This window comes from Pseudomonas sp. UBA5568 (genome assembly GCF_002425525.1).
In the GTDB taxonomy this organism is placed as follows: Bacteria; Pseudomonadota; Gammaproteobacteria; order Pseudomonadales; family Pseudomonadaceae; genus Aquipseudomonas; species Aquipseudomonas fulva.
The window spans coordinates 37,367-58,939 of record NZ_DIMK01000049.1; the positions used below are offsets into that span (position 1 = coordinate 37,367).

Annotated in this window: 19 protein-coding genes; 13 read left to right on the forward strand and 6 right to left on the reverse strand. The window is 63.5% G+C overall.

Annotation, left to right across the window (positions count from 1 at the left end; translation table 11 throughout):
• Positions 1 to 133 precede the first annotated feature (133 nt).
• Positions 134 to 1,030, forward strand: a complete 897-nt coding sequence (locus tag B2S33_RS15965) for a DUF2242 domain-containing protein (RefSeq protein WP_111475707.1) — start codon at positions 134 to 136, stop codon at positions 1,028 to 1,030.
• A 49-nt stretch (positions 1,031 to 1,079) separates the two neighbouring features.
• Here the strand turns inward: B2S33_RS15965 and B2S33_RS15970 are convergent, their stop codons facing one another.
• From B2S33_RS15970 to B2S33_RS15985, 4 genes are all read right to left on the reverse strand, one after another.
• Positions 1,080 to 1,739: a 3-oxoacid CoA-transferase subunit B gene (locus B2S33_RS15970; RefSeq protein ID WP_288650640.1), complete on the reverse strand. Its 660-nt coding sequence runs from the start codon at positions 1,737 to 1,739 to the stop codon at positions 1,080 to 1,082.
• A gap of 9 nt (positions 1,740 to 1,748) precedes the next feature.
• Positions 1,749 to 2,441 carry a 3-oxoacid CoA-transferase subunit A gene (locus B2S33_RS15975; RefSeq protein ID WP_028688139.1) on the reverse strand — a complete coding sequence of 231 codons (693 nt, stop codon included), beginning with the start codon at positions 2,439 to 2,441 and terminating at the stop codon, positions 1,749 to 1,751.
• Between the two features lie 439 nt (positions 2,442 to 2,880).
• On the reverse strand, positions 2,881 to 3,921 hold the full coding sequence (locus B2S33_RS15980) for an AraC family transcriptional regulator (RefSeq protein WP_282478636.1): 1,041 nt from the start codon (positions 3,919 to 3,921) through the stop codon (positions 2,881 to 2,883).
• Between the two features lie 4 nt (positions 3,922 to 3,925).
• Positions 3,926 to 5,044, reverse strand: a complete 1,119-nt coding sequence (locus B2S33_RS15985; RefSeq protein WP_027916504.1) for a nitrilase-related carbon-nitrogen hydrolase — start codon at positions 5,042 to 5,044, stop codon at positions 3,926 to 3,928.
• A gap of 186 nt (positions 5,045 to 5,230) precedes the next feature.
• Here B2S33_RS15985 and B2S33_RS15990 point away from each other — a divergent pair, with 186 nt between their 5' ends.
• Together B2S33_RS15990 and B2S33_RS15995 are read left to right on the forward strand one after the other, a co-directional pair.
• On the forward strand, positions 5,231 to 7,267 hold the full coding sequence (locus B2S33_RS15990; protein WP_288650642.1) for an NADPH-dependent 2,4-dienoyl-CoA reductase: 2,037 nt from the start codon (positions 5,231 to 5,233) through the stop codon (positions 7,265 to 7,267).
• 42 nt (positions 7,268 to 7,309) lie between these two features.
• Positions 7,310 to 8,200 carry a 1-aminocyclopropane-1-carboxylate deaminase/D-cysteine desulfhydrase gene (locus tag B2S33_RS15995; protein ID WP_027916506.1) on the forward strand — a complete coding sequence of 297 codons (891 nt, stop codon included), beginning with the start codon at positions 7,310 to 7,312 and terminating at the stop codon, positions 8,198 to 8,200.
• On the opposite strand, the gene B2S33_RS16000 is transcribed toward B2S33_RS15995, so the two are convergent.
• Positions 8,191 to 8,736 carry a cytochrome b gene (locus B2S33_RS16000; RefSeq protein WP_049696336.1) on the reverse strand — a complete coding sequence of 182 codons (546 nt, stop codon included), beginning with the start codon at positions 8,734 to 8,736 and terminating at the stop codon, positions 8,191 to 8,193. The two genes, B2S33_RS15995 and B2S33_RS16000, sit on opposite strands and share 10 nt — an antisense overlap.
• Before the next feature lie 129 nt (positions 8,737 to 8,865).
• Positions 8,866 to 9,795 (reverse strand): DUF1853 family protein, encoded by a 930-nt coding sequence (locus tag B2S33_RS16005; RefSeq protein ID WP_104926003.1) that lies wholly within the window; start codon positions 9,793 to 9,795, stop codon positions 8,866 to 8,868.
• Between the two features lie 90 nt (positions 9,796 to 9,885).
• On the opposite strand from B2S33_RS16005, the gene B2S33_RS16010 reads away from it, so the two are divergent.
• From B2S33_RS16010 to B2S33_RS16055, 10 genes are all read left to right on the forward strand, one after another.
• The gene (locus B2S33_RS16010) at positions 9,886 to 10,776 is read left to right on the forward strand and encodes an NAD(+) kinase (RefSeq protein ID WP_027916509.1); all 891 of its coding nucleotides are present in this window, start codon (positions 9,886 to 9,888) and stop codon (positions 10,774 to 10,776) included.
• Entirely contained in the window at positions 10,776 to 11,747 is a 972-nt protein-coding gene (locus tag B2S33_RS16015; protein WP_088523041.1) for a metallophosphoesterase, read from the forward strand. Before B2S33_RS16010 ends, B2S33_RS16015 begins: the two co-directional genes overlap by 1 nt.
• Complete coding sequence (locus B2S33_RS16020; protein WP_280078070.1) at positions 11,744 to 12,631, forward strand: rhomboid family intramembrane serine protease; 888 nt, start codon at positions 11,744 to 11,746, stop codon at positions 12,629 to 12,631. Before B2S33_RS16015 ends, B2S33_RS16020 begins: the two co-directional genes overlap by 4 nt.
• 13 nt (positions 12,632 to 12,644) lie before the next feature.
• Positions 12,645 to 12,905: a YeaC family protein gene (locus tag B2S33_RS16025; protein WP_023533690.1), complete on the forward strand. Its 261-nt coding sequence runs from the start codon at positions 12,645 to 12,647 to the stop codon at positions 12,903 to 12,905.
• Positions 12,902 to 13,732, forward strand: coding sequence for a DUF2797 domain-containing protein (locus B2S33_RS16030; RefSeq protein ID WP_027916512.1), 831 nt, complete (start codon positions 12,902 to 12,904; stop codon positions 13,730 to 13,732). Before B2S33_RS16025 ends, B2S33_RS16030 begins: the two co-directional genes overlap by 4 nt.
• Positions 13,733 to 13,745: 13 nt before the next feature.
• Positions 13,746 to 16,403, forward strand: a complete 2,658-nt coding sequence (pepN, locus tag B2S33_RS16035; protein WP_028688147.1) for an aminopeptidase N — start codon at positions 13,746 to 13,748, stop codon at positions 16,401 to 16,403.
• Between the two features lie 281 nt (positions 16,404 to 16,684).
• Positions 16,685 to 17,710 (forward strand): WD40/YVTN/BNR-like repeat-containing protein, encoded by a 1,026-nt coding sequence (locus tag B2S33_RS16040; RefSeq protein ID WP_027916514.1) that lies wholly within the window; start codon positions 16,685 to 16,687, stop codon positions 17,708 to 17,710.
• A gap of 20 nt (positions 17,711 to 17,730) precedes the next feature.
• Positions 17,731 to 20,106 (forward strand): efflux RND transporter permease subunit, encoded by a 2,376-nt coding sequence (locus B2S33_RS16045; RefSeq protein WP_027916515.1) that lies wholly within the window; start codon positions 17,731 to 17,733, stop codon positions 20,104 to 20,106.
• Between the two features lie 76 nt (positions 20,107 to 20,182).
• Positions 20,183 to 20,473 carry a DUF5629 family protein gene (locus B2S33_RS16050; RefSeq protein ID WP_027916516.1) on the forward strand — a complete coding sequence of 97 codons (291 nt, stop codon included), beginning with the start codon at positions 20,183 to 20,185 and terminating at the stop codon, positions 20,471 to 20,473.
• Positions 20,439 to 21,569 (forward strand): lactonase family protein, encoded by a 1,131-nt coding sequence (locus B2S33_RS16055; RefSeq protein ID WP_088523045.1) that lies wholly within the window; start codon positions 20,439 to 20,441, stop codon positions 21,567 to 21,569. The genes B2S33_RS16050 and B2S33_RS16055 overlap by 35 nt, the downstream gene beginning before the upstream one ends.
• Positions 21,570 to 21,573 lie beyond the last annotated feature (4 nt).

The following is a 21,573-nucleotide window of genomic DNA, read 5'->3' on the forward strand; positions in this document are numbered from 1 at the left end:
TGCGTTTTTGGCGTTTGCCGTATTTACCTTGCCGCCTGCATGAAACCTTGCGGGTACTTCACCGACCAGCGGTTCCTGTACCTGGCTGCTGTGTTGCACAATAGGCACCTTCTTGAAATACCCGGAACCCTCGATGACAAGATCTTCCGTTTCTGGTGCGCTCGTGCTGGCCGCCCTGTTGGCCGTGTCGAGCGGTTGTGCGTCCAAGAAACCTGCGGTGTACGAGCATGAGAACTTCGACGACTCAGGCACGTTCTCGCGCAGCTTTCCCGTAGGGGATGCCAACTCCTGCGAAGCCGCACGCCGTGCGCTGCTCAGCCAGGGCTATATCATCACCAGCAGCGGCCCTAACCAGGTGGTCGGCAACAAGAGTTTCCAGCAAAACAGCGATAACCACCTGCAGATCAGCTTCAATGTCACGTGTGCGCCCGATGCGAGCGACGAGCAGCACTCGACCATGTTCGCCAACGCCTTGCAGGACCGCTATGCCCTGAAGAAGTCCAATACATCGGCAAGCCTGGGAGTAGGGGTGCTGGGGTCGGTGTCGATGCCGATTGGCTCGAGCGATGACTCCATGGTGAAAGTGGCCAGTGAGACAGTCACCGCCGCGCAGTTTTACGACCGCTACTTCGCGTTGGTGGAAAGTTACCTGCCCAAGACCAAGCCCAAGGCCCAATCCTTGAGCCAGCCCAAAGCTGAACAACCCGCGCCCAAGGCTGAGAAGCCTGCGGTGGAACTGGGCTTGCCGGAGCAGGCTGCGGCAAACCCAGCGCCAGTCCCGGTCGAGGCTGCACCTGCACCTGCACCTGCACCGGCTGAGCCAGACACTGCGCCCAAGGACGGTGCATCGCCCGCGGCCGTCGCGCCTAGCCAGCAGGCTCTCCAGGCACCTGACAGTGGGGATGAATTGAGCTCGCAGCCCGTTGCGCCCCCGGCCGATGCGGCGCCCATCGAGGTGCAGCCGGCTGAGCCGGCCGTGCCAGCCCCGCAGGATCAAACGGCTACACAGGGCCAGCCCTCTACCCCATGAGGCCGCAAAGCCGGCGCCGCCACGCTTCGGGCGTCAAATCGGCCAGGCGCTAGCGAGGTTTGGCAGACCGGTCGATCAGCGGTACGCCACTGAGCGCCTGCAGCGTTTGGAAGGTGATGGCCGCGCAAATCTCGACCACTTCGAGCCCTGCCGGCGTGACGTCCAGTACCGCGAGGTCCGTGTAGATGCGGCTCACGCACCCGATGCCCGTCAGAGGGTAGGTGCATTCGCTCACCAATTTGCTTTCGCCGGTTTTGGTCAGGTGGTCCATCATCACGAAGACTTGCCGGGCGCCGGTGGCCAGGTCCATCGCGCCGCCCACCGCGGGGATCGACCCCTCGGCGCCGGTGTGCCAGTTAGCCAGGTCGCCGTTCACCGAAACCTGAAAAGCACCGAGCACGGCGATGTCCAGATGCCCACCGCGCATCATCGAAAATGAATCGGCGTGGTGGAAATAGGCACCACCGGTCAGCAGGGTCACGTGCTGCTTGCCAGCATTGATCAAGTCGTCGTCTTCCTCGCCTGGCGCAGGGCTGGGTCCCATGCCCAGCACTCCATTTTCACTGTGCAGGAACACTTCCTTGTCGCCCAGGTAGTTGGCGACCAGTGTGGGGGCGCCGATGCCCAGGTTGACGTAGGCACCTTCCTCAATGTCGGCTGCAACACGCTGGGCCATGGCGGTACGCGAGAGTCGTTGGTTGATGGTCATGGCCAGGCCTCAGAATGGGTGGGTGGTCTGATGGGCGGCGGCGGGGGCCGCTACCACGCGTTGCACGAAGATGCCCGGCGTGACGATATGCTCCGGGTCCAGCTCACCCAGCGCGACGATCTGGTCGACCTGGACGATGGCGGTCTTGGCAGCCATGGCCATGATCGGCCCGAAGTTGCGGGCGGCCTTGCGGTAGATCAGGTTGCCCCAGCGATCACCCTTGTGAGCCTTGATCAAGGCGAAATCGGCGTGCAACGGCATCTCCAGTACGTACTGGCGGCCGTCGATCTCCCGCGTTTCCTTGCCTTCGGCGAGCAAGGTGCCATAGCCGGTAGGTGAAAAGAAGGCGCCGATGCCAGAGCCTGCTGCGCGAATGCGCTCGGCCAGGTTGCCTTGCGGTACGACCTCCAGCTCGATCTTGCCAGCCCGATACAGGGCGTCGAAAACGTACGAGTCCGATTGGCGCGGGAACGAACAGATGATCTTGCGCACACGTTCGGCCTTGAGCAATGCAGCAAGGCCAGTGTCGCCGTTGCCAGCATTGTTGCTGATGATGGTCAGGTCGCGTGCACCGGTGGCGATCAACCCGTCGATGAGTTCAGAGGGCATGCCGGCCGTACCGAAACCGCCGATCAGCAGGGTCGAGCCATCGGTGATGCCCGCCACGGCGCTGGCAATGGTTGCGTGGGTCTTGTCGATCAAGGCGTAGCTCCCGTCGATGCTTGTAAAAACGCCACCTGTGCAGTGCACCATGCTTCGAGCACTGACTGGCGTTTGATGGGGAATGAACATGAAGCTAGCTTGCCGCAAGCCGGGCCATGGGCGCAGGCGCCGAGGCAATATCTGGGCGATTACCGAACCGTTGTTGCGCGCGCGCGTCGCGTCGGCCTGTGTGAGGGGCGAATTGGATTAAACGAACGAGCCGGTCCACAGGTCCATGATCCTGACACGCGAGGGCGCGCTGCGCGAAAAGCATCGTCACGTCACCCTCCTGTCACGTCATCGCGCTAGGGTGCCGATGAACTCAGCAAACCGTATTCGGATAAGGACGCAGGAAGATGGACGACTACCAGGAAGAGCTGCTGGAATTTCAGGCCCACGAGATGGACACGCCTGAACCGGCCGAAGACGCTACCGAACTTTAGTCCCCGCGTCGCTGCGTGCGGCGGTAACCGCCAGGCGTGAGCCCAGTCCAGCGCTTGAACGCGCGCTGGAAAGCCTCTGCCGAAGCGAACCCCAGCAGGTAGGCGATTTCGCCGAAGCTCAACTGGGTGTCGCGGATATAGGTCTCGGCCAGGTCGCGTCGTGTGCCGTTCAACAGGTCACGAAAACGCGTGCCTTCTTCTGCCAGCCTGCGACGCAGCGTCCAGGGCGGAAGTTGGAGCTGCAGGGCAATTTCGTCGAGCTCTGGTTCACGTCCACCGTTTAGCAGCGGCCCTAGCAAATGGGTTATACGCTCGCCTAGGCTGCGCACGCGGGTCAGCTGATCCATGTGCGCCTCGCTCAGGGCCAGCAGTTGGTGCCAGGTGCTGGGGCAATGCCTGGGGTTTGGCAATTGCAGCGTGGCGCGGCTCAGGCGCAACTGGTTGCACTCGGCGGCAAAGCGAACCGGCGCGCTGCACAGGGGCTGATAGAGGGTGGCGTAGCTTGGGGCTGCGAACTCGATGTCCATCCGCTCGGCCACCACTGGCGTACCGACCAGGTCGCCCAGCTGGGCCAGCCAGCCGGCGAGCAGCGAGTCGACCACAAAGCGGTTGTAGGCGTTGTAGGGGCTGATGGAGTAAAAACGCAGCCAAGCGCCTTCGCCATCTTCGCAGTAAGTGCAATGGCCTCGATAGTTGGACGCGTACAGCGGCTCGAAGCGTAGCAGGGTGCGCGCCGCCTCGCCCAGGGTCGGCGCTTGCCCTGCCGTGACCCCGGCCAGCCCGGTATGGGCCAGCCGGCTCAACTGGCCAATCTGCAAACCCAGTGCAGGCTCGGCGCACAATGCGATGGCGGCGTGGCCCAGGTGCATGTAGCGCGGTATCGACAGGCGCGCATTGGCCTGGGCCAGCCGCGCCGGGTCCAGGCCATAGCGTTCGAGCAAGGGTGCAGGGTCGTGACCCAGCCGTCGAATCGCCTCCGCCAAGGGTTGCACAAAGCCTACCGACAGGTCGCCCAGCCTTACCTGCGGGCGGCTCATGGTGCTAGAGCCATATGTTCAGCAAGCGGGCACCTGGGCTGGGTGGCCCAGCCAACAGGTCGCCGGCTTGCCAGACGAAACCCTGGCCATCGGCGCCGTGCTCCCAGAACTGGCCGCGCATGAAGACGCTCACACTGCTCACCTGGTGACCGATAGGCGCGGTCAGCCGGTGCCAGGCGTCCTGCTCGCTGACTTCGCCACGCTTGACGGCCAAGCGCGTGCTGACAGGCTGATGGCGATTTCCCCGCCAGGGCTCCAGCCAGCTGTGCCTGCCGCTCAGGAAGGCAGGGATGGCCACCAGTTCGACCGACTGGGCCAGCAACTGGTGGTGATTCTCCGGATACCAGCTGTCGCTTCCCACCAATACGCCAAGCCGCCCCGCAGGCGTCTGCAGCACCTGCAGAGGCTGGTCCACACCCGGGTGTATGAACCGCCTGTTCTCGCTGTCCGGATAGTGCTGGGGCTGGGGTTGGCCCAGGATGGTGCCGTCGCCGGCGAACACCACGCTGCTGTTGAACAACGGACCGCGCCCGGGGTGCAATGCACCCTCGCTGACGTAGGGTTGCGGCAGCACGATCGAGCCGGCTACCAGGGTTACGCCGAATTCCTTGGCCAAGCCGCCGAACACCTGCTGGTAATCGGCGGCCATCTGATCGGCCTTCATGCGCAGATGAGCATCGGCCCGTCGGTCATCGCCCTCGGCCGCGAGCATGGCCCAGCCATAGCGAAGCGGATTGCTCAGTTCGAACCATTGCAGGGCCTCACGCTGGTGGGTCACCTGGTACAACGCGTTCTTCTCGCCGCGTGCCCACAGCCAGGTACCGATGTGCTCAGGCAATACCACCACGGTGCGAGGCGTGATCAGGCCCAGCGTGCGCGCCTGCTCGAGGTAGGCGGCAAGCTTGCGGTGCAGACGTTGCAGGTCCTGGTAGTCCCCTGGGTACAGCAGCGGCTCGACGCCCAGCAGGTTGCCGTGTTCACCGGGTTGCCCGTGGTTGACTGCCAGCTCGATGCGCAGGTCGGACAGGTAGTGCCCCTGCGGGCGCTGTTGGGTCCAGAAGGCATAACCACACAAGGCGGCGATCACCACCAGCAGCAGGGCAGTTGTCAGGAGTTTTTTCATGAAACAGTAGAAGGCAATGGGCATGAGGGAGCCCTAGGGTAGACGCGCTGTTCGTGATGATCAATAACTTGTCAGTTCCGGTCATTGAGCCGGTTCAAACGGCTGTTTACTGTCTGCTTCATATAACGACAAGGCCGCCTTTAGGCCAGATGCCCGTTTACCGTGATCACCTTGGGAATCCGAACCATGACCGACACCCCTTACCCGCACCTGCTGGCCCCGCTGGACCTGGGCTTCACCACGTTGCGTAACCGTACCCTGATGGGCTCCATGCACACGGGTCTTGAGGAACGTCCTGGCGGGTTCGAGCGCATGGCTGCCTATTTTGCCGAACGGGCGCAGGGCGGCGTAGGGCTGATGGTCACAGGCGGCATTGCACCCAATGACGAGGGCGGTGTGTACGCAGGCGCCGCCAAACTCAGCACCGATGCCGAAGCCGAGCAGCACCGCATCGTCACCGAAGCAGTGCACGCCGCCGGTGGCAAGATTTGCCTGCAGATCCTGCATGCCGGGCGCTATGCCTACAGCCCGCGTCAAGTGGCGCCAAGCGCCATTCAAGCGCCGATCAACCCGTTCAAGCCCCGGGAACTGGACGAGGCGGGAATCGAAAAACAGATTGCCGACTTCGCCCACTGCGCGCTGCTTGCGCAAAAGGCAGGTTACGACGGCGTCGAGGTCATGGGCTCGGAAGGCTATTTCATCAACCAGTTCCTCGCCGCCCACACCAACCACCGCACCGACCGTTGGGGTGGCAGCTACGAAAATCGCATGCGCCTGGCGGTGGAAATCGTCAGCCGGGTGCGCGGCGCGGTGGGCCCGAATTTCATCATCATCTTCCGCCTTTCGATGCTCGACCTGGTCGAGGGCGGCAGCTCCTGGGACGAGATCGAGACCCTGGCCAAGGCCATCGAGCGGGCGGGCGCCACGTTGATCAACACGGGTATTGGCTGGCACGAGGCGCGCATTCCCACCATCGCCACCAAGGTGCCGCGGGCAGCCTTCAGCAAGGTCACCGCCAAGTTGCGTGGAGTAGTGGGTATTCCTTTGATCACCACCAACCGTATCAATACCCCAGAAGTGGCCGAGGCGGTGCTGGCCGAAGGGGATGCGGACATGGTGTCCATGGCCCGGCCGTTTCTGGCCGATCCTGCCTTCGTCAACAAGGCTGCGGCCGGGCGTGCTGATGAAATCAATACCTGCATCGGCTGCAACCAGGCGTGCCTGGACCATACGTTCGGCGGCAAGCTGACCAGCTGCCTGGTAAACCCACGGGCCTGCCATGAAACCGAACTCAACTACCTGCCCGTGCGCATGGCCAAGCGCATTGCCGTCGTGGGTGCCGGCCCAGCAGGCCTTGCCGCTGCAACAGTGGCCGCTGAACGTGGCCATGTGGTGACCTTGTTCGAATCGGCCAGCGAAATTGGCGGCCAGTTCAATGTTGCCAAGCGCGTGCCAGGCAAAGAGGAATTCAACGAGACCCTGCGGTATTTTCGCAACAAGCTAAGCACCACGGGCGTTGACGTACGCTTGAACACGCGCGTCGACGTGCCAGCGCTGGTGGCCGGCGGCTATGACGAAATCATCCTCGCGACTGGCATTCTGCCCCGCGCGCCGGCGATCCCGGGGATTGGGCACCCCAAGGTGCTCAGCTACCTGGATGTGCTGCTCGAGCGTAAGCCTGTGGGCAAGACAGTGGCTGTGATCGGCGCCGGGGGCATCGGTTTCGATGTATCCGAATACCTGGTGCATCAGGGCGTATCCACCAGCCTGGACCGCGAAGCATTCTGGAAGGAGTGGGGTATCGATACCCACCTCCAAGCGCGCGGTGGTGTGGCCGGTATCACGCCACAGCCCCACGCACCCGCCCGGCAGGTGTACTTGATGCAGCGCAAGACCTCCAAGGTAGGGGATGGCTTGGGCAAGACCACTGGCTGGATCCACCGCACCGGGTTGAAGAACAAGCAGGTGAAGATGCTCAATGGCGTCGAGTACCTGGCCATTGATGACGCGGGCCTGCATGTGCGCATTGGCGGCGGCGAGCCGCAGGTGCTGGCGGTGGACAACGTGGTGATCTGCGCAGGCCAGGACCCGCTGCGCGAATTGCAGGATGGTCTGGTGGCTGCGCGGCAGTCGGTACACTTGATCGGCGGTGCTGACGTGGCGGCAGAGCTCGATGCCAAGCGGGCGATCGATCAGGGGTCGAGGTTGGCGGCGCAGCTTTGATTCACGGCCCACACCAGTGGCTGTGCTGATAGACTGGCGCTCATGCCTGTCGAACTCCCCCTGGCCCCTCTGCAACGCCTGACATTGCCCTGGCTGGCGAGGGGGCAGGTCGAGACCGCCATCCTGCGCCTTGACCTGATCGACCCTCTGATCAGCGGCAACAAGTGGTTCAAGCTTCGCCATCACCTTGAGCAGGCGCTCGATGCCAAGGCCCCTGGCCTGGTGAGCCTGGGCGGCAACCATTCCAACCACCTTCATGCTCTGGCCGCTGCCGGCAAGCGGTTGGGCCTGGCCACGGCCGGCCTGCTGCGGGGGCACCCGTGCCAAACACCCACCGTGCAGGACTTGCAGGCAATGGGCATGCAACTGCACTGGCTGGGTTACGAGGGCTACCGACAACGTAACGAGGTGGGGTTCTGGACGCCCTGGCACGCGCGCTATCCCGGCTGGCACTGCATCCCCGAAGGGGGAGGCGGGCAGGCCGGCGCCCAGGGGTGCGCGTCGATCGTGACCCACCTGCACGCGCAGCTTGCGACACTGGGCTGGCCGGACTATGACGCCTGGTGGCTGGCCGCGGGCACCGGCACCACGCTTGCAGGCCTGGTGCTGGCCGAGTCAGGGGCCCATGCCGTGCATGGGGCGTTGGCCGTACCCGACCACTATGGCGTGGCCGAGACCGTGGCGGCACTTGCCGGCACCCAGGGTTACCGCCTGCACAGTGCCAGCCGGGGCGGCTTCGGCAAGTTCGACGAACAACTGCTGGCCTTCATTGCCGACTGCGAGCAGCAGGCCGGGATCCCTTTCGAGGCGCTCTATACCGGCAAGGCATTGCTCGCGCTCAAGGCTCAGGTCGAAGCCGGATTGTTCGCGCCCGGCACTCGCTTGGTGTTCGTCCATACCGGCGGCTTGCAGGGCCGTCGGGGTTACTTGTAAGGCAGCATGCGCAGCAACGTATTGTCGCGTTTGACATAGTGATGATAAAGGCCGGCCAGCGCATGCAGGCCGATCAGCCAGTAGCCCCAGGTACCCACACGCTCATGCCAGCCCTTGATGAACTTGGCCAGGTCTACGTCAGGGCCGATCAGGTGCGGCAGCTCAAGGCCATAGAACGGCACCGGTTTGTCGGCGGCGCTGAGGATCAGCCAGCCGGCCAGCGGCATGCCGATCATCAGCAGGTACAGCAGCAGGTGAACCAGATGGGCCAGGCCGGTTTGCCAGGCAGGGGGTTTGGGTGAGATGGGAGGCGCGCGATGGACCACGCGCATGGCCAGGCGCAGCCACACCAGCACGAACACGCTCAGGCCCAACATGAAATGCAGGTCTTTCATCAGGTTACGCTCTGCGCTGTCGCGCGGGAAGATCCCGCGAAACTCGATACAGGCATAAACGGCGGCCAGCAGCACCAGCATCAGCCAGTGCAGGACAATGGACACGCGCGCGTAATGGGGCGCTGGGGTGCTCGAAACCATGGTTGATCCTCATCGGTCGGTGGGGCAGCGCTCTTGGTGGCGCTCAGGTCCAGTTTACGGGTTACCCGGGCTGCATCATTGCTCCAGGTCGGTGAAAAATATGTTGCCGCCTATGGGGAGGATCTACGGTCAGAGAGCCAGCGCGCCTGGCCACTGATCGGCAACCAGGAACACCCGCTCTACCTCTTGCCAGCTGCCGTCCTGCTGCCGTTGCATGTTGACCAGCAACTGCGCAGGCGCATCGGGCGCCAGCAGGTGCAGCCACGCGGCGAACTGAGCAGCGCTCCAGACCTCGCAGGCCGCACACCGTGCGGGGGCCAGCCAGGCGCTGCGCGCCAGCGGTTGCCAATGCCCGTCTGGTGCGCTGATCCAGTCCTTGCGATGCAACCACCGGCCACGCAAGTGCTGGGGGTGGACGCCCTGCGGCGCCTGGCTCGCGGCCAGCGTCGGGTAGAACAGGTAGCCCCCCATCCACATGCTGGCCTGCACCGTAGGCAGGTCGAGCCGCTCGAGGGCGGTACGGCCCTGGGTGCTGGCTGACATGGGCAACTGGTGGCGGCGGGTGTGTTCCAGCTTGGCTTGCAGGCGATCGTGGCAGCCAGGCCCCAGCCAGCCCCCGGGGTCGGTACCGAAGCGCTCAGGGCCCAGGTACAGCTTGATGGCCAGTTCCAGGTGATGCACCCCATCGCGATCACGCAGCACCACATCCAGCTCGCCCAAGGTCCGGCCGTCTTCGCGGATAGCCAGGTTGGCCGCCAACAGTTCGACGCCGGGCGCCTGTTGCAAGGCAAACTGCCACAGGCGTTCGTAATACAGCCCGAGGCGGCGGCTGCCAAGGCCCTTGAGCCAGTGCTGCAAGGGCGTGTCATCGGCGTCCAGCCCGTGCAGCCAGGCCTGTAAGGCCTGCGGCCGCTCCACCCAGAGGCTGCCTGCCAGCGGGTGGCGCTGGGGGCAGCCTGCGTTCTCCAGCAGCGGCGGCGAGAGCAGGGTCCAGGCAAGGTCACGCACCGCGGGGCGCTGGAACAGCCGGGGCAGGTGCACGAGCGAAGGAAATGGCATCATCCTGCGAGCATAGCCGGTTTGCCGCTGCTTCGTGGTTCGCCCATAATCGCTGCATCGTCACCCGTCGCAGAGCCTTGCAGGAGCCCCATGGAGCAATTTCGCAATATCGGTATCATCGGTCGTCTCGGCAGCTCGCAGGTGCTGGACACCATCCGCCGACTGAAAAAATTCCTCCTCGAGCGCCACTTGCATGTGATCCTCGAAGACACCATCGGTGAAGTCCTGCCCGGCCACGGGCTGCAGACTTCCACCCGCAAGCTGCTGGGCGAGGTCTGTGACCTGGTCATCGTGGTCGGCGGCGACGGCAGCCTGCTGGGCGCTGCGCGTGCCCTGGCGCGTCACAATATCCCGGTACTGGGCATCAATCGGGGCAACCTGGGCTTTCTCACTGACATCCGTCCGGATGAACTGGAAGAGAAAGTCTCCGAGGTGCTCGAGGGTCACTACCTGGTCGAGAACCGTTTCCTGCTGCAAGCCGAAGTGCGCCGTCATCAGGAGGCGATCGGCCAGGGCGATGCGCTCAACGACGTGGTCCTGCACCCCGGCAAGTCCACCCGCATGATCGAATTCGAGATCTACATCGACGGCCAGTTCGTCTGCAGCCAGAAGGCCGACGGCCTGATCGTCGCCACCCCGACCGGCTCCACCGCCTACGCATTGTCCGCAGGTGGCCCGATCATGCACCCCAAGCTCGATGCAATCGTCATCGTGCCCATGTACCCGCACACCTTGTCAGGGCGGCCGATCGTCGTCGATGGCAACAGCGAGCTGAAGATCGTGGTGGCCAAGGACCTGCAGATCTACCCGCAGGTGTCGTGTGACGGTCAGAACCACTTCACCTGTGCACCCGGTGATACCATCACGGTGAGCAAGAAGCCCCAGAAGCTGCGCCTGATCCACCCGCTGGACCACAACTACTACGAAGTCTGCCGCACGAAGCTTGGCTGGGGCAGCCGCCTGGGGGGCAGGGACGACTGATGCTGGATCCGGCGCGCAGTTTCGACATCATCGGTGACGTTCACGGCTGTGCCTTGACCCTCGAGCGTTTGCTCGACACCCTCGGTTACCAGCGCATTGCCGGCGTCTGGCGCCACCCTCGGCGCCAGGCGCTGTTTTTGGGCGATATCGTGGACCGCGGCCCGCGTATCCGCGAAGCCCTGCACATCGTTCACGACATGGTCGCCGCCGGGCAGGCGCACTGCATCATGGGCAATCACGAATACAGCGCCCTAGGGTGGGTGACGCCGGCACTGCCGGGCAGCGGTAAGGCCTTCGTGCGCGAACACACCCCTCGCCACGCCAGGCTCATCGACGAAACCCTCACCCAGTTCGCCCATCACCCTGCGGACTGGCAGGCGTTTCTCGACTGGTTCCAGACGCTACCCCTGTTCATCGATGCCGGTCGCTTTCGCCTCGTACACGCCTGCTGGGATGCACGCCTGATCGAGCCTCTGCGTCGCCAGTACCCCGACGGGCGCGTCGACCGCCACTTCGTCCAGGCGTCGGCGGTGAGCGGCAGCTTTGCCGCCAACGTCTGCAACCGCCTGCTGCGCGGCACCGACATGCGCTTGCCCGATGGCCTCACCCTGACCGGTGGCGATGGCCTGACCCGCGCCTTCTTCCGCACCAAGTTCTGGGAAGACGACCCGCAGACCTACGGCGATATCGTCTTCCAGCCCGATGCGCTGCCAGCGGAGGTGGCCAACACACCGCTGAGCCACAGCCAGAAAAGCGCGTTGCTGCGCTACGCCGAGGACGAGCCCATGCTGTTCGTTGGCCATTACTGGCGCAGCGGCCGGCCTGCCCCGATTCGCAGCAACCTGGCCTGCCTGGACTACAGCGCCGTGTTGTACGGCAAGCTGGTCGCCTACAGGCTGGACGATGAAACCCGTATCGACCCCCGCAAGTTCGTCTGGGTGGATGTCGACCGACCACAGGCTAGCCAATGAACATTATCCAAGTGATGCGCCTGCCGCTGACGGTGGACCTCAGCGGTTTCGTGCAGATGCTGCAACGCTTGCAGGTCCCGCACCGGGTCAGCGAGGAGGGCGAGGACCAGGTACTCTGGGCGCCTGATACCCTGGCCGACGAGGTGTTGCACCTCTACCAGCGCTACCCCGATGGCAACGCCGACCTGCAGGCCGAGCCTGACCCCGCGTTGCCCGACCAGCAGATGCAGGAGGTGCCACAGCCGTCGCTGCTGGCCCAGGCTAAGGCTTGCAAGGTCACTGCCCTGACGCTGCTGCTGACCTTCATGGTCGCTGGGCTCACGGGCTTGGGCGACAACTTCACCACCATCAGCTGGTTCACGTTTCTCGATTTTCACGTGCAGGGCGATTACCTGTACTTCGCGCCCCTGGCCGAGGGCCTGGCGCACGGGCAATGGTGGCGGCTGGTCTCGCCCATGCTGCTGCATTTCGGCGCGCTGCACCTGGCCATGAACAGCCTGTGGTTCTGGGAGCTGGGCAAGCGCATCGAACTGCGCCAGGGCCCGTGGACGTTGCTGGTGCTCACCCTGCTGTTCAGCCTGGTATCGAACCTGGCCCAACACTACACCACGGGGCCTGGCCTGTTCGGTGGGCTTTCAGGCGTGCTTTATGGCCTGCTCGGGCACATCTGGCTGTATCAATGGCGGGCGCCAAACCCGCACTTCAACCTGCCCAAGGGCGTGCTGGTGATGATGCTCCTCTGGCTGGTGGTGTGCCTGACCGGCGTCGTCGGCACCCTGGGCCTGGGCCAGATCGCCAACGCCGCGCACGTCGGCGGGTTGCTCATCGGATGCCTGACCGGGCTCTTGGGTGGGGCGCTCGCCCGGCGTAAACTGTCGGCTTGAATCAGGAGACAACATGTCCACTTTCGCGCAAATGATCGAAAACATCACCCCGGAAATCTACGAGAGCCTGAAACTGGCCGTGGAAATCGGCAAATGGTCGGACGGCCGCAAGCTGACTGCCGAGCAGAAAGAGCTGTCCCTGCAAGCGGTCATCGCCTGGGAGATGAAAAACCTGCCCGAGGACCAGCGCACCGGTTACATGGGCCCGCAGGAATGTGCGTCCAAGTCCGCCCCCGTTCCCAACATCCTGTTCAAGTCGGACTCGGTACATTGATCGAACTCGCTCGTGGCTCGTTGAGCAAAATGGCCGTCAGCCTGGCGGCCCCCGTGGTGCAATACAGCTTTCGCCTAGGCGATACCCTGGTGCCAGTCAACCCGCTGATCGGCAAGCCGCTGCGCCTGCACTACCTGGGCGCCATCCACTGCAGCCACTGCGGCAAGCGCACCAAGAGCAGCTACAGCCAGGGTTACTGCTACCCCTGCATGACCAAGCTGGCCCAGTGCGACATGTGCATCATGGCCCCGGAGCGCTGCCACTACGACGCAGGCACCTGCCGCGATCCGTCCTGGGGCGAGCAGTTCTGCATGACCGACCACGTGGTCTACCTGGCCAACTCCTCCGGTATCAAGGTCGGTATCACCCGCGCCACCCAGTTGCCCACCCGCTGGCTCGACCAGGGTGCCAGCCAGGCCTTGCCTATCCTCAGGGTGGCCACCCGGCAGCAGTCCGGGCTGGTCGAAGACCTGCTGCGCAGTCAGGTGCCGGACCGCACCAATTGGCGCGCCCTGCTCAAGGGTGACGCCGCGCTGCTTGATCTGCCGGCCTTGCGCGATCAGGTGCTGGAGGCGTGTGCCGAAGGGCTTGGCCAGCTGCAGGCGCGCTTCGGCCTGCAGGCGATTCAGCCCCTGACCGACGCCGAGGTCGTGCACATGACGTACCCGGTCCAGGCTTACCCCACCAAGGTGGTCAGCTTCAACCTGGACAAGACCCCGATCGTGGAGGGCACGCTGCTGGGCATCAAGGGCCAGTACCTGATCTTCGACACCGGTGTGATCAATATTCGCAAGTACACGGCCTACCAGTTGGCCGTGCTCCAGTAAAAGGGACCTGCAGATGCGTACCGAACAACCGCAAGTGATCCATCTCAAGGACTACAAGGCGCCTGAGTACCTGATCGACGAAACGCACCTGACCTTCGAGCTGTTCGAAGACCACACCCTGGTCCACGCGCAACTGATCATGCGCCGCAACCCGGTGCATGGGGGCGGCCTGCCTGCGCTGGTGCTCGACGGCCAGCAACTCGAGCTGGTGCGCGCCGCCCTCGACGATGAACCCTTGCAGGCCGGCGACTACCAGATCGACGCAGGCAGCCTGACCGTCCAGCCACGGGCAGCGCAATTCACCCTCGACACCACCGTCAAGATCCATCCGGAAACCAACACAGCGCTCGAGGGCCTGTACAAGTCCGGCAAGATGTTCTGCACCCAGTGCGAAGCCGAGGGTTTCCGCAAGATCACCTACTACCTCGATCGCCCCGATGTCATGAGCATCTTCACCACCACGGTGATCGCCGAACAGCATCGCTACCCGGTGCTGCTCTCCAACGGCAACCCGGTAGGCAGCGGCCCTGCCGAGGATGGCCGTCACTGGGCGACCTGGGAAGACCCGTTCATGAAGCCGGCGTACCTGTTCGCCCTGGTCGCAGGCGACCTGTGGTGCGTGGAAGACACCTTCACCCGCCAGTCGGGCCGTGATGTGACCCTGCGCATCTATGTCGAGCCGGAGAACATCGACAAGTGCAACCACGCCATGGTCAGCCTGAAGAAGTCCATGCGTTGGGACGAAGAGGTGTATGGCCGCGAGTACGACCTGGACATCTTCATGATCGTCGCGGTCAACGACTTCAACATGGGGGCCATGGAAAACAAAGGCCTTAACATCTTCAACTCCAGCTGCGTGCTGGCGCGCGCCGAAACGGCCACCGATGCCGCGCATCAGCGGGTCGAAGCGGTGGTGGCCCATGAGTACTTCCACAACTGGTCGGGCAACCGCGTCACCTGCCGCGACTGGTTCCAACTGTCGCTCAAGGAAGGCTTCACGGTGTTCCGCGATGCCGAGTTCAGCGCCGACATGAATTCACGCACCGTCAAGCGCATCGAGGACGTTGCCTACCTGCGCACCCATCAGTTCGCCGAGGATGCGGGCCCCATGGCCCACCCGGTGCGCCCTGACAGCTTCATCGAGATTTCCAACTTCTACACCCTGACCGTGTACGAAAAAGGCTCGGAAGTGGTACGCATGGTGCGCACGCTGCTGGGGGCCGAGGGCTTCCGCCAGGGCAGCGACCTGTACTTCGAGCGTCACGATGGGCAAGCGGTGACCACCGACGACTTCATCAAGGCGATGGAAGATGCCAACGGCGTCGACCTGACTCAGTTCAAGCGCTGGTACAGCCAGGCCGGTACGCCGCGCCTGGAGGTGAGCGATGCCTACGATGAAGCGGCGCGCACCTATAGCCTGACGTTCCGCCAGAGCTGCCCACCCACCCCAGACAAGGCCGAGAAGCTGCCCTTCGTGATTCCGGTCGAATTGGGCCTGCTCGATGCCCAGGGCAACGACCTGCCGCTGCAATTGGCGGGCGAGTCCTCGGCAGTGGGCAGCACCCGGGTGCTGTCGGTGACCGAGGCCGAGCAGACCTTCGTCTTCCAGGGTATTGAAGCGCGGCCGCTGCCGTCGCTGCTGCGCGGTTTCAGTGCCCCGGTCAAGCTGAGCTTCCCATACGACCGCGACCAGTTGATGTTCCTGATGCAGCACGACAGCGACGGCTTCAACCGTTGGGAAGCCGGTCAGCAACTGGCCGTTCAGGTGTTGCAGGAGCTGATCGGCCAGCACCAGCTTGGTCAGGCGCTGCAACTGGACCCGCGTCTGCTCAAGGCGTTGGATACGGTGCTGGGCGACACCTCGCTCGATGCTGCCATGGTGGCCGAAATGCTCTCGCTGCCAGGGGAGGGCTACCTGACCGAGATCAGCCAGGTGGCCGATGTGGACGCCATCCACGCAGCCCGCGAGTTCGCTCGCCGGCAAATTGCCGAGCACTTGTTCGAGCCGCTCTGGACGCGTTACCAGGCCAACCGCGCGGTCTCGCGTAACACCGCGTACGTTGCCTCTGCCGAGCACTTTGCTCGCCGCAGCCTGCAGAACATCGCCCTGTCGTACCTGATGCTCAGCGCCAAACCGCAGGTGCTGGAAGCGACCCTGGAGCAGTTCGAGCAGTGCGACAACATGACCGAGCGCCTCACGGCCCTGGCGGTGCTGGTCAACTCGCCCTTCGAGGCCGAGCGCGCCAAGGCCCTGGAAAGCTTTGCTGAGCACTTCAAGGACAACCCCCTGGTCATGGACCAGTGGTTCAGCGTGCAGGCGGCCAGTACCTTGCCAGGTGGCTTGGCACGGGTGAAGGCGTTGATGCAACACCCGGCCTTCACCCTGAAGAACCCGAACAAGGTGCGCGCGGTGGTCGGCGCCTTTGCCGGCCAGAACCTGGTCAACTTCCATGCTGCCGATGGCTCCGGCTACCGCTTCCTGGCGGATCTGGTGATCGAGCTCAATGCGCTCAACCCGCAGATCGCCTCCCGGCAATTGGCGCCGCTGACCCGCTGGCGCAAGTATGACGCCGCCCGGCAGGCCCTGATGAAGGGTGAGCTGGAGCGGATTCTGGCCGCTGGTGAACTCTCCAGTGACGTGTACGAAGTCGTGAGTAAAAGCCTGGCATGACGCCCCGGGGGGCGCCTGATGGCCCCCCGATTTCGACTGCCGACGTTGTTACGCTGCACACGCAGCGCCTGCCGGGGAATCCTGTTCCCCTGCAGGCGCTGCATCTTCTGCGCATGAACCACGCGCCTTGCGCTGATAACAAAACATAACACCCCGCCCGTTGTGCTCCTCCAAATCCTCCCGTTACGATCACCGCACGCCCTTGCAGGCCTCTATTGCAGGCATTTGTGCGTTTCTGCAAGGTATTGACCCACCCAACAAAAATACAATCGGGGGCAGTCATGAGGAATTGGAGCAGGCGCGCTGGATGGCCGATGGCGGCCGCAGCAGTGCTCACCCTTGCACTGAGTGGATGGCAAGGCGCGCAGGCTGCGTCAGCCGATGAATACTCCACCGAATCGGCCAAAGCCAGTCAAAGGCTGTTGATCGACGCTGCCCATGCGGGCACGCGCGTGGTCGTGGTCGGCGACCGTGGCCATATCCTGTTCTCCGATGACCAGGGCAGCACCTGGACTCAGGCCCGCGTGCCAACCCGCCAGTTGCTGACGGCTGTCTTTTTCCTTGATGACAAGCGCGGTTGGGCCGTGGGCCACGATGCGCAGATCCTCGCCACCGGCGACGGCGGGGCGACCTGGAGCAAGCAGTTCGAAGACGTGTCGCGCGAAGCGCCCTTGCTCGACATTGTGTTCCTCGATGCCCAGCACGGCCTGGCCGTCGGCGCCTACGGCGCCTTGCTCGAAACCACGGACGGGGGCCAGCATTGGCAGGACGTGGCCGAGCGCCTCGACAACCCCGACCAGTTGCACCTCAATGCCATCACCCAGGTGCGTGACGCTGGTTTGTTCATCGTCGGGGAGCAGGGCAGCATGTACCGCTCCGAGGACAACGGGCAGCACTGGCAGAAAGTGGAAGGGCCTTACCAGGGGTCGCTGTTCGGCGTGATCGGCACTGCCCAGGCGCGTACCCTGCTGGCGTTCGGCTTGCGCGGCAACCTGCTGCGCTCCACCGACTTCGGCGACACCTGGCAATCGATCCCCTTGCAGGCTGCGCGAGGCGAGCTCGAATTCGGCCTGGCCGGTGCCACCTTGCTCGATGACGGCACCGTCGTGGTGGTCGGCAACGGCGGCAGCGTGTTGCGCAGCACCGATGCCGGCCAGACCTTCAGCGTCCACAACCGCCCGGACCGCATCGCCCTGTCCGGCGTCAGCGGCCTGCCCAACGGCGAGCTACTGCTGGTAGGGCAGGGCGGCGCCCACATCGCCAATGCCAAGGGGCTCGATGCCGCCGGCAGTGAGGCACAGCCATGAGCAGCCAGGAGCACATTCCCATGCAGCCGCATCATCAGGACAAAGCCACACTGCTCGAACGCCTGATCTTCAACAATCGGCCGGCGGTCATCATCCTCTGTGTGTTGGTCAGCCTCTTCCTGTTCTGGCAGGCCACGCAAATTCGCCCCTCCACCAGCTTCGAGAAAATGATCCCGTTGCAGCATCCGTTCATCGAACAGATGATGGAGCACCGCAACGACTTGGCCAACCTGGGCAACACCGTGCGCATCTCGGTCGAGGCGGTCAATGGCGACATCTTCGACAAAAACTACATGGAGACCCTGCGCCAGATCCACGACGAGGTGTTCTACATCCCAGGCGTCGATCGGGCCGGGCTCAAGTCGCTGTGGAGCCCGAGCGTGCGCTGGAGCGAAGTCACCGAGGAGGGGTTCTCCGGTGGCGAGGTGATTCCCAACACCTACGACGGCTCGCAGGCCAGCCTCGATACCCTGCGCGACAACGTGCTGCGGTCCGGGCAGATAGGGCGGCTGGTGGGCAACAACTTCAAATCCAGCATCATCGACGTGCCACTGCTGGAAAGTTACCCCGACCCACAGGACCCAGGGCGGGTGGTCAAGCTCGACTACCAGCAGTTCTCCCACTTGCTCGAAGAAAAGATTCGCGACAAGTTCCAGGCTCAGAACCCCAATGTGAAGGTGCATATCGTCGGGTTCGCGAAGAAGGTCGGTGACCTCATCGACGGGCTGGTCATGGTGGTGATGTTCTTCGGCATCGCCCTGCTGATCACCTGGGTGCTGCTGTACTGGTTCACCTGGTGCATCCGCAGCACCATCGCGGTGCTCATTACCACATTGGTGGCGGTGGTGTGGCAACTGGGGCTGATGCATGCGGTCGGCTTCGGCCTGGATCCGTATTCGATGCTGGTGCCGTTCCTGATCTTTGCCATCGGCATTTCCCACGGTGTGCAGAAAATCAACGGCATTGCCCTGCAATCGAGCGATGCAGACAACGCCCTGACGGCGGCCAGGCGCACGTTCCGGCAACTGTTCCTGCCAGGCATGATCGCCATTCTCGCCGATGCCGTGGGCTTCATCACCCTGTTGATCATCGACATCGGCGTGATCCGCGAACTGGCCATCGGTGCATCCATCGGCGTCGCGGTGATCGTCTTCACCAACCTGATTCTGCTGCCGGTGGCCATTTCCTATGTGGGTATCAGCAAGAAGGCCATCGAGCGCAGCAAGCGCGACGCCACCCGCGAGCACCCGTTCTGGCGGATGCTGTCGCGCTTTGCCAGCCCCAGGGTGGCGCCGGTTTCCATCGCCCTGGCCCTGGTCGCCTTCGCCGGGGGGCTGTGGTACAGCCAGAACCTGAAGATCGGCGACCTCGACCAGGGCGCACCGGAGCTGCGGCCCGACTCGCGCTACAACCAGGACAACAACTTCATCATCAGCAACTATTCCACCAGTTCCGATGTGCTGGTGATCATGGTCAAGACGGCCGCCGAGCAGTGTTCGGTGCATTCGACCCTGGCGCCGATCGACGAGCTGATGTGGACCATGGAAAACACGCCGGGTGTGCAGTCGGCCATTTCCCTGGTCAGCGTGTCCAAACAGGTGATCAAGGGCATGAACGAGGGTAGCCTCAAGTGGGAAACCCTCTCGCGCAACCCCGATGTCCTGAACAACTCCATCGCACGGGCCGATGGCCTGTACAACGGCGATTGCTCGCTGGCCCCGGTGCTGGTGTTTCTCAATGACCACAAGGCCGAGACCCTCGAGCGGGTGACGGCCGCTGCCAAGGCGTTTGCCGACAGCCACGACAGAGAAGGCTTGCAGTTCCTGCTGGCTGCCGGCAACGCCGGTATCGAAGCGGCCACCAACGAGGTGATCAAGTCGGCCGAATTGACCATTCTGATCCTGGTGTACCTGTGCGTGGCAGTCATGTGCCTGATCACCTTCCGTTCCTTCGCCGCGACCCTGTGCATCGTGCTGCCCTTGGTGTTGACCTCCGTGCTGGGCAACGCGCTGATGGCGTACATGGGCATCGGCGTCAAGGTGGCGACGCTGCCGGTGGTTGCGCTAGGGGTAGGCATTGGCGTGGACTACGGCATCTACATCTACAGCCGTCTGGAGAGCTTCCTGCGCGCCGGGTTGCCGCTGCAGGAAGCCTATTACCAGACGCTGCGCTCCACCGGCAAGGCGGTGCTGTTCACCGGCCTGTGCCTGGCCATCGGGGTATGTACCTGGATCTTCTCGGCGATCAAGTTCCAGGCGGACATGGGCCTGATGCTGACCTTCATGCTGTTGTGGAACATGTTCGGTGCGCTGTGGCTACTGCCGGCGCTGGCGCGGTTCCTGATCAAGCCCGAGAAGATGGCAGGCAAGGCGGGGGGCTCGATTTTCGCCCATTGAAACGACCGGGCGTTGCGCGGCCATGGGGGTATAATGCAGGGCTTTTCCACATGCAATGTCCCGTACAGGTACCCCCATGTCACCACTTGCCAGCGCCTTGCAACACTGCGACATGCTTCTGATAGACGGCCTTCACGCGTTCGATTTCACCTGCGACGAGCAGGGCCTTGCCATCGAATGCATGGACGGCCGCCAACTGCGGCGTTGGGTATTCACCGCCGCGCAGGTCGATGCGGCCAGTAAAGAAGTGAACGACTGGCGCATCTGCACTGCCGAAGGTGAGCACCGACTGATCTGTCTGGATGCATTTCGCGCACCGGAAGAAGAAGACCATGAACCGGACCTGGAAGACTCTGCTGACCGCTAGCTGCATGACCCTGACCTACACTGCCCAGGCTGCCACTCTGCTGGTTGGCACCTACACAGACGGTGCCAGCCAAGGCATCTACCGCTACGCCTTCGACAGCGAAGCCGGCACAATCCGCCCCGAACCGCTGCAGGTGGTAGAGAGCGTCAGCCCCTCGTGGCTGGTGCTTTCCGAAGACAAGCGCCTGCTGTTTGCCGTCAATGAAACCGCAGACGGTCACGTCAGCGCATTCAACATTGCCAGCGATGGGAGTGTACGCCTGCTCGATCAAAAGCCCAGCCAGGGCGACGAGCCGACCCACGCCAGCCTCAGCCAGGACCAGCGTTATCTGTTCGTGGCCAACTACGCGGTCGACCCCGACCCAGGCGGCGGCCTTTCGGTGTTGCCAGTCGACAGGCAAGGCGCCTTGCAGTCGGTGGTCCAGCAGGTGCGTCATCAAGCCAGTGGGGTCAACCCCGAGCGGCAGGCCAGTGCCCATGTCCATTCGGTGGTGCCGTCTCCAGACGGCCAGCATGTCTATGCCAGCGACCTGGGTGCAGACAAGGTGTTCGTCTACCGCTACGACGGGGCGAGCACGAAAAAGCCACTGACCCCGTCCCAGCCTGCCTCGGTGTCGTTGCCTGCGGGCAGTGGGCCACGGCATTTGCTGTTCGACGCCAGCGGCAAACATGCCTACCTGACCTTGGAAATGCATGCCGAAGTGGTGGTGTTCGATGTCCAGGAGGGCAACCTGATCGAACGCCAGCGTCTGCCATTGACCGAACGCCAGGAGGCGGCTGCCAAGGCAGGCGCGGGCCTGCACCTGTCGGCGGACGGTCGCTTTCTGTACGTCAGCAACCGCGGCACGGCCAATGAGATCGTCGTGTTCAGCGTGGGCAAGCAGGATGGACGGTTGGCGTTGGTGCAACGTCGCTCGGTCGAAGGTGACCACCCCCGTGAATTCGCGCTGGACCCCACTGACAAGTTCCTGCTGGTTGCCAATCAGAAGAGCAACCAGATCAAGGTCATGCGCCGCGATCCGCTCACGGGCAAGCTGGGGGAAACGGTACAGACCTTCGATCAGTCGGCACCGTCGGACCTGAAGTTCATACGATGACGTT